This is a genomic window from Microcystis sp. M_OC_Ca_00000000_C217Col (assembly GCF_007095585.1).
Lineage (GTDB): Bacteria > Cyanobacteriota > Cyanobacteriia > Cyanobacteriales > Microcystaceae > Microcystis > Microcystis panniformis.
Window position 1 is genome coordinate 1 of the sequence record NZ_SFBV01000172.1, and the last position, 6,832, is coordinate 6,832.

Below are 6,832 nucleotides of genomic sequence, written 5' to 3' on the forward strand. Positions count from 1 at the left end.
CTCTGCTATTCTAAGTCTACAGAAATGTTAGGATACTCTATTCGTTTATTAATTCATTATCTGAAGTTTCAAGAAGTGCCTATTCCTTACTGATTCATAGCTTAATTCAGCAACGCCCGGTTTCCGTCAAGATACGGTTCTCGACGGTGTCGCACCTTTACCGACAACCGTCAACGGAACACTTGGCGATGATACCTTTGATGCCGCTTTGCGCGATGGCAGACAATTTATCGGCAATAATCAAATTCTCAATACGGGAAGCGGTAATGACACTGTAAACGTTCGCTTTGCTGTCGGTGGTAATAACATCCGTACCGCTTCGGGCAATGACATCGTTTACGCAGGAACCAATAACCGTATCGATACGGGGGCAGGAGATGACATCCTCTTCTTGGGTTCTGCTAGTGGTAATAATATCGTCACTGGGGGTAGCGGCCAGGATCTATTCTGGATTACAGAAAATGATGCGCTCTTACCGGCAAATACCAACATTATCGCTGATTACAGAGCAAATCAAGGGGATCTGATTGGTTTCTTCTCTACTAGCTTAAGTTGGGATTCTCTCGGTACGGATTGGGATTATCGTCAAGCGGGTGCAAATACCATTATTGAAGCTTTTGGACAAGATATGGCTATTCTCAATGGAATTAATGCTTCTACCTTGACTCAAGCTAATTTCATCTTTAATTAGGCTCTCTAACTAACTAAATTGAGGGGCGAGACTCATCAAACGCGCACCTTTCAACCCTAATATTTTCAGCACATCTTATTGGATGAGGACAAAATGATGAATTCCTGGCAACGCAACGCAGTGATTACTTCTGGGGTAGTTCTAAGTCTTGCAGTTCAGCAAGTCAATCCTGCTCAAGCAGCTATCGTAAGTTACAATCTAGCTGGAACTATCCAAAATGGTTTATTGACAGGGCAAACTTTTTCGGGTACTTTTAGCTATGATAATTCCCTGTTAACGGGTTTAGGCTTTGAATTTTTAGATGTATCTCAAGTCAACTTGAACTTTTTTGGCTCAACTTTTACTGCTGTTGATGATGATTCTTTTCCTGATAGTCCTAAGGTGGAATTTTTAGATGGTATCCTTCTAGGGTTGAATTTTTCAACGTCTAGTTTTACTCCAGAATTTTCTCTAATTCCCGCTTTTGGTAGTACTGAGGCTACTTTTTCCTATATTGGAACTAATGATAGCGGTTCAGGCCCCGTTCAATATGTCCTGATTCCTGAACCTTCAACTGTTCTAGGAATTATTGCTTTAGGTATCGGCGGTTTTTTGGTGGGTAGAAAACGATAATATCATTAAAACTCGTGTTTTACTAATTTAAGCCACCTCCAAGGATTTGCTAGGGGTTTTGAATTGAGTTATGTGGGAGCATCCCACTTAGGCGATAAGTATTGGTACTTGTCGCCTATCAAGTAGGGTGAAAAATCAAAATATAGCACTTTTCACGTTACTGAGGTATCGACAAGTTTTGCCAACAAAGGGCTTAAGCCCTTTGCCCATACCTCATTCTGATGAAAACTGCTATAATACTAAATCCGTTGAGTATAGGCTACATATCAGGATAGGCAAGAAGCAAGAGGCAAGAGGAGCAATAGATAATCAGTCTTTAATAACCAGATTTAGTATCAGTTATCAGTAACCGCTCTCATCTCTAGTTAGTCTCCAAATGTCTTCTCTAATTATAGGGATTACTAAATAATAATATGGAAAAGAAACAGACAAATCCGATGGGCAAAGTTTTCACACCTTTAACAATAATTAATCGTGCCGATGAATCAGCAGCTGCTAGAGGTTTTATCTCTCCTTCAGAAATTCGCTCTGTTACTTTACCAAAAGTTTTAGTTGATACGGGAGCAACAACACTCTGTTTACCTGCTAATATTATTGACAGACTGGGGCTAGATTTACTTAAAGAAGTCGATGTTAGTACCGCGACTGGATTGAGCAAAGCGAGAGTCTTTCAGGATGCTAAAATATTGCTTTGTGGTCGCGAGGGAACTTTTGAATGTTTAGAATTACCCGGTGGTCGCGATCCTTTAATTGGAGTAATCCCCCTAGAAGCACTGGGTTTAGAATTAGACCTACAAAACCAAACTTTGAAAGTTTTACCCTCCGAATCTCTAGATACTTATCTAACAATTCTCTAAAAATTGATAACCTTCATGGATCGATCACCCTTATTTTCTCAATTTAAGTAGGGAGGCACAATTATTGGTAGGATGGGTTAGCAGTAGCGTAACATGAGCGGGCGTTGGGTTTCATGCTTCAACCCAACTACGTTCTGATAACTGTTAACTGATAACTCACACCTGATAACTCACACCTGATAACTGATAACTGATAACTGATAAGTAGGAAGACACAATTATTTGTAGGAAGGGTTAGCAGTAGCGTAAGCGGAATTCTTGAGAAGGAGAGAAGAAAATAGAGAATAAGTTCTGAAGGAATCACGGCGATGAAACAGGAAATTAAGCCCTTTAACCCTGATAAAATCTACGAAATAGTGCTTTCTGTCAATTTTTCCATTAATGCCCAATTTGCTCAAGAAGCGCAGGAGAAATTAAACGCTATCCTTGGGGAAATGGATGCGGATTACTGGCAAATTCACCACATCTGTGCAGCGGGAAATTAGCTATATAGTCCCATGATCTAGCTTTTTTAGGGCGCTGAGAGCATGAAGACGGACGATTGCTTCCCCATCGGCTGCTAAAGTCAGCAAAATACTTTTATTATCCCGCTCTAATTCTCCTAAAGCGATCGCTAGAGACTGTTTAACTCCCGTATCAGTGAAGAGCGCCGGACGGGAGTGATAAAAATTACTGAGAATTTCCCCTGCTTGTTGGCGTAATTTCTGGGAGGTTTGCCGGCCGAGAATAGCGATAATTTCCCGACAAATTAGGACATTTTCGCTATATAAAGCCTTTTCTAGATAATTTAAAGCTTCCTCATCCTCGATCCAGCCTAATGCTCGCACTACAGTTAATTTTAAACTATCGGGAGTTAAGGAAGATTGCAGGAGTGGATTTAAAGCTTTAGCTGAGGTTGCTGTGCCGATACGACTGAGAGCGATCGCAGTTTCTTGACAGATCTCAAGGTGGACATCGAATAACAGCGGTTGCAGATGGTTAACTAAATCTGCTTGGGGATAATTCGTCCCTAGGTAACTACTAGCTTTAATTGCTTCCCGTCGCACCTCGATGGCCGGATCCTGTAAAGCATCGAGGATAATCACAGTAATCTGGGGATGGTGAAAACTGCTTAAAGCTTCGATCGCCATAGACCGAATGGCGCTAGATTGATCCTTAACTACGGTTAAAAGCGGTTCGATAATTTCTGGTCGGCGAATTTGTGATAAAGCTTGTACGGCTAAAAAACGGGTATTAGAGTCGGACAGTAATTGTCCTAAACTGGAGATGGCAGAACTGCCGATATTAGCTAAAGCGGCCGCAGCCATTTGGCTGAGTTCCTCCTCCTCCGATCTTTGCAATAATTGACTGAGAGCGAGAATACAGGCTCGATCGTCAAATTGACTGAGAATTCTCGCCAGAAACCAGCGCATTTCCCCATCTTGTTCCTCGGATTCTAACAGGGCAATTAGAGGAGCGATCGCCGATTGACCGATTTGAGGAAATAGTTTCGCTGTCTCCCATCGCTGTTGAAAATCGCATTTTTGTAAAGCTTCTAGGGCTAAATCGAGGATTTCATCGTTAATAATCGGTTCAATCGCATCTTTTTGGTTTAAAAGTCGCTGTATGCTGGCGTTTACTGTCTCCCAGTCCTTTTTATTCAACGCTATCTGAGCTTTTTCTAGCAGAGCTTGCATCGTGAGAAATGGCCTCGATTTTCGTGCTACCTATCTCAAGAATGTCAGACTTTCTCGCTTTTGTCCTCTCTCATAATGCAAGAAACCGATAATAAATCTCCAAATTGTGCATCAGACATCAGTATTTAGGGTTTGCGGCAAAAAGTACGGGCGAAGCATTCGGATAGAAAATCTACGGTTTCACCGATAGGTTATTGCCCGAATGCTTCGCCCCTACAGGACGCGGGCCGATGAAGATGCAAGGTTTTGAAGCACGATTCTCTCAAAATCTTGCACCTGTTTCACGAGAAAAGCCACAAAACCCTTACCTTGCCTACATTTCATATTTATTCAGCAAGCCCTATTTACTCAGGGCAAGCTATCCACAGACTTCTTGCAGAAGTGGGAATATGGACAAAAGTATATTATCGAAAAAATCGGGTCTAAAACCTCGCCTTAAGGCGAAAAGTTTTGGGAGCGGGGCATAAATCCCCGTTACAAAAACGGCCTCCTGCCCCCTGCCTTCGTTAATGACTTTCCCCTAAATCATCAAAACAAAACAGCTATTATTCCCAGTGTTTGGATAATCAGAAATGATGAAAATTTTCCCCGTTTAATTACTTGTTATGTACTTTAAGTAGATAAGGAGATAAGGAAATGAAACTCTTAGATGTGGTTGCTTTATTAGAAGACTTACCCCAATTGGGATTATATCGCGGGCAAGTGGGAACAATTGTAGAAGTCTATGAGCCAAATGTTTTTGAAGTTGAATTTAGCAATACTTCTGGCCCTGCTTATGCTATCGAAATCTTACAAGAAAATCAATTAATGTTATTACATCATTCTCCCTTAGAATCCCAAAAATTAACCGCTAAGTAGCGGTAAGCTGTTGACTATCTAAATCACTCGTTAAGACTGTCTATGAGGGGGGAAAAGGGAGCTTTTTTTCAGTGTTGCCAAAGGCACGGCGTAGCCGTCCAGTAAACAGTAATCGGTGAACTGAAAACTCACATCTGATAACTGATAACTGATCACTGATCACTGACTTGTGAGGGCGCATCAGCGATCGCACAGTAGGGACGACTATAACAAAGGGGTATTTCCAAGTCGTGTTGTTCCAAAAATTCCCGATTACTTAAAATCCTAGCGGTTTCTCCCTCAGCTACCACCTGACCACGACTTAACACCACCGTGCGATCGCATAATTCTAAAGCCAGATCGAGATCATGGGTGGCGATCACTTGGGTTTGGGGTAAAGTGGCCAACAGTTGTATTAATTGCCGACGGGACCGGGGGTCAAGTTGGGCGCTAGGTTCATCAAAAACTAAGACCTCGGGCAACATGGCTAAAACCCCCGCAATTGCCACGCGTTTTTTTTCACCCCCCGATAGATTCTGACTGTTTCTCTTACCGTAATGCTGGGAATCCAATCCCACCGCGTGTAAAGCATGATGACAGCGATGGTTTAAATCCTCTCCCCGAATACCCTGATTCATCGGGCCAAAAGTCACATCTTCCCAGACAGTGGGCATAAATAGCTGATCGTCGGGGTTTTGGAAGACTAAACCGACAAAATTGCGGATATTTTCTAAATTCTCTGGTTTAACTTCGTAGGGACCGACGGTGATTCTACCGGTTTGCGGCGGGAGAATACCGTTAAAATGCAGTAATAAGGTGGATTTTCCGGATCCATTGGCCCCGACTAAAGCTACCTTTTCCGTAGCTTCAATGGCTAAGTTAATACCCTTTAACGCTTCTGTACCGTCAGGATAGGTATAAACTAGGTTTTCAATAAAAATCGGGTTGTGGTGCATGAAAAACGAGACTTTTACCGAAAAATTGGGTTCAAGGTTCCCCGTCCTTTAGCGTAGCGGAGGACGGCTTTTTTTGCAACAGGTTGTCAATCTAGCTTCCAGTTTAGGCAACGGCAGTGTCAACTGAGTAGATGTACCATTTGACCCCAGAGGATCAAAATTACTATACAAATTATAGCGAGATAATCGTTCAGCTTGCTTTGGGGAACCTGTAGAGAAGGCAAGGAACCAGTGTAACCCCTCGATAACATGGCTTGATAAATGCGATCGCCACGTTCGTAGGTGCGGATAAATAAAGAGCCGATCATGTGTCCCACTAGCAACCGCTGCCATCGGGGACTACTCATTAAATTACGCGCAATTGCTGCCCTTCGCATGGAATTAAATTCAGCGATCAAAACCGCTAGATAACGGTACATAGAAGCTAAAATTGCCACCAATAAAGGGGGGGTTTTTAGGGTAACTAAGGCTTGTAACAGGTCGGGAATTGCTGTGGTTAAAACCAGAATATTGACCGTACAAAGACAGAGAAAAGCTTTAAAGGCCACACTGCCTAAAACCAGCAATCCCTCGCTAGTTATCCGCAAAAATCCCCAAGACCAAAGAATTTCGCCGCCATCACGAAAAAGAGTTCCCAATAAAACCACACCGATAAAGACAAATTCGATCGCTACTCTTTGTAAAAGTACGCTAATAGTCACCCGACTGATCAGAATTAAAATAATTAATCCTAATCCGTAAATCCCCCAAGTTTCCCAGCTACCATTCGGAGTTAAGGCTGTGGCAAAAACTAACAAAAGAGTCACTAAAACACGGGTATGGGGCGCGAGTCTCTGCCAAAAACCGCAATTTTGGCGCTCATTTTCGCAAGAAAAAGTAGCAATGTGTAGCATTTATTCAGTTATCAGTTATCAGTTATCAGTTATCAGTTATCAGATGAACGTAGGTTGGGCTTCGGCCGTGAGCTTTTGCCGAACGGTTGAAGCATGAAACCCAACGCCCGCATAGTTTACGCTACCGCTAACCCATCCTACCAATAATTGTGCCTCCCTACTTATCAGTTAGAAAGGGGATATAGGGATATAGAACGTAGCGATTGTCTTAAAAGTCAAGGGGAATAAAGAAAATCTTTTGTACCCCAAATAGGCAAGACAAAGTAACGGCACCAGTCATCCGTTTTGTCAGCGATGAAATTGTTCGGAA

At 42.5% G+C, this 6,832-nt stretch carries 8 protein-coding genes and 1 pseudogene; 6 read left to right on the forward strand and 3 right to left on the reverse strand.

All coding sequences use genetic code 11. The annotated features are described in order from the left end of the window. The 5 genes and pseudogenes from EWV66_RS09970 to EWV66_RS09990 all read left to right on the forward strand — a co-directional run. Positions 1-93: pseudogene (locus EWV66_RS09970) on the forward strand (IS1 family transposase); the annotation flags it as partial. A gap of 115 nt (positions 94-208) precedes the next feature. Continuing rightward, a complete protein-coding gene (locus EWV66_RS09975; protein ID WP_052276366.1) occupies positions 209-691 on the forward strand; it encodes a calcium-binding protein in 483 nt (160 codons plus the stop codon). 93 nt (positions 692-784) lie between these two features. After that, positions 785-1,303, forward strand: a complete 519-nt coding sequence (locus EWV66_RS09980; RefSeq protein WP_071591795.1) for a PEP-CTERM sorting domain-containing protein — start codon at positions 785-787, stop codon at positions 1,301-1,303. A gap of 437 nt (positions 1,304-1,740) precedes the next feature. Beyond that, on the forward strand, positions 1,741-2,160 hold the full coding sequence (locus EWV66_RS09985; protein ID WP_211571687.1) for a retroviral-like aspartic protease family protein: 420 nt from the start codon (positions 1,741-1,743) through the stop codon (positions 2,158-2,160). Between the two features lie 308 nt (positions 2,161-2,468). Next, positions 2,469-2,645, forward strand: coding sequence for a hypothetical protein (locus EWV66_RS09990; RefSeq protein ID WP_002743097.1), 177 nt, complete (start codon positions 2,469-2,471; stop codon positions 2,643-2,645). On the opposite strand, the gene EWV66_RS09995 is transcribed toward EWV66_RS09990, so the two are convergent. Further along, positions 2,646-3,836 (reverse strand): HEAT repeat domain-containing protein, encoded by a 1,191-nt coding sequence (locus EWV66_RS09995; protein WP_052276368.1) that lies wholly within the window; start codon positions 3,834-3,836, stop codon positions 2,646-2,648. Between the two features lie 636 nt (positions 3,837-4,472). On the opposite strand from EWV66_RS09995, the gene EWV66_RS10000 reads away from it, so the two are divergent. Then, a complete protein-coding gene (locus tag EWV66_RS10000; RefSeq protein ID WP_052276369.1) occupies positions 4,473-4,694 on the forward strand; it encodes a DUF4926 domain-containing protein in 222 nt (73 codons plus the stop codon). Positions 4,695-4,846: 152 nt separating this feature from the next. Here the strand turns inward: EWV66_RS10000 and EWV66_RS10005 are convergent, their stop codons facing one another. Both EWV66_RS10005 and cbiQ read right to left on the reverse strand, forming a co-directional pair. Then, positions 4,847-5,629: an energy-coupling factor ABC transporter ATP-binding protein gene (locus EWV66_RS10005; protein ID WP_185237076.1), complete on the reverse strand. Its 783-nt coding sequence runs from the start codon at positions 5,627-5,629 to the stop codon at positions 4,847-4,849. Between the two features lie 119 nt (positions 5,630-5,748). Beyond that, positions 5,749-6,522 carry a cobalt ECF transporter T component CbiQ gene (gene cbiQ, locus EWV66_RS10010; protein WP_052276370.1) on the reverse strand — a complete coding sequence of 258 codons (774 nt, stop codon included), beginning with the start codon at positions 6,520-6,522 and terminating at the stop codon, positions 5,749-5,751. Positions 6,523-6,832: the final 310 nt, after the last annotated feature.

What these genes read in the sequence shown, in the direction of transcription:
- EWV66_RS09980 (WP_071591795.1), top strand. Translation starts at nt 785, where the DNA reads ATGATGAATTCCTGGCAACGCAACGCAGTGATTACTTCTGGGGTAGTT.
- cbiQ (WP_052276370.1), bottom strand. Translation starts at nt 6,522, where the DNA reads ATGCTACACATTGCTACTTTTTCTTGCGAAAATGAGCGCCAAAATTGC.
- EWV66_RS09990 (WP_002743097.1), top strand. Translation starts at nt 2,469, where the DNA reads ATGAAACAGGAAATTAAGCCCTTTAACCCTGATAAAATCTACGAAATA.
- EWV66_RS09995 (WP_052276368.1), bottom strand. Translation starts at nt 3,836, where the DNA reads ATGCAAGCTCTGCTAGAAAAAGCTCAGATAGCGTTGAATAAAAAGGAC.
- EWV66_RS10000 (WP_052276369.1), top strand. Translation starts at nt 4,473, where the DNA reads ATGAAACTCTTAGATGTGGTTGCTTTATTAGAAGACTTACCCCAATTG.
- EWV66_RS09985 (WP_211571687.1), top strand. Translation starts at nt 1,741, where the DNA reads ATGGGCAAAGTTTTCACACCTTTAACAATAATTAATCGTGCCGATGAA.
- EWV66_RS10005 (WP_185237076.1), bottom strand. Translation starts at nt 5,629, where the DNA reads ATGCACCACAACCCGATTTTTATTGAAAACCTAGTTTATACCTATCCT.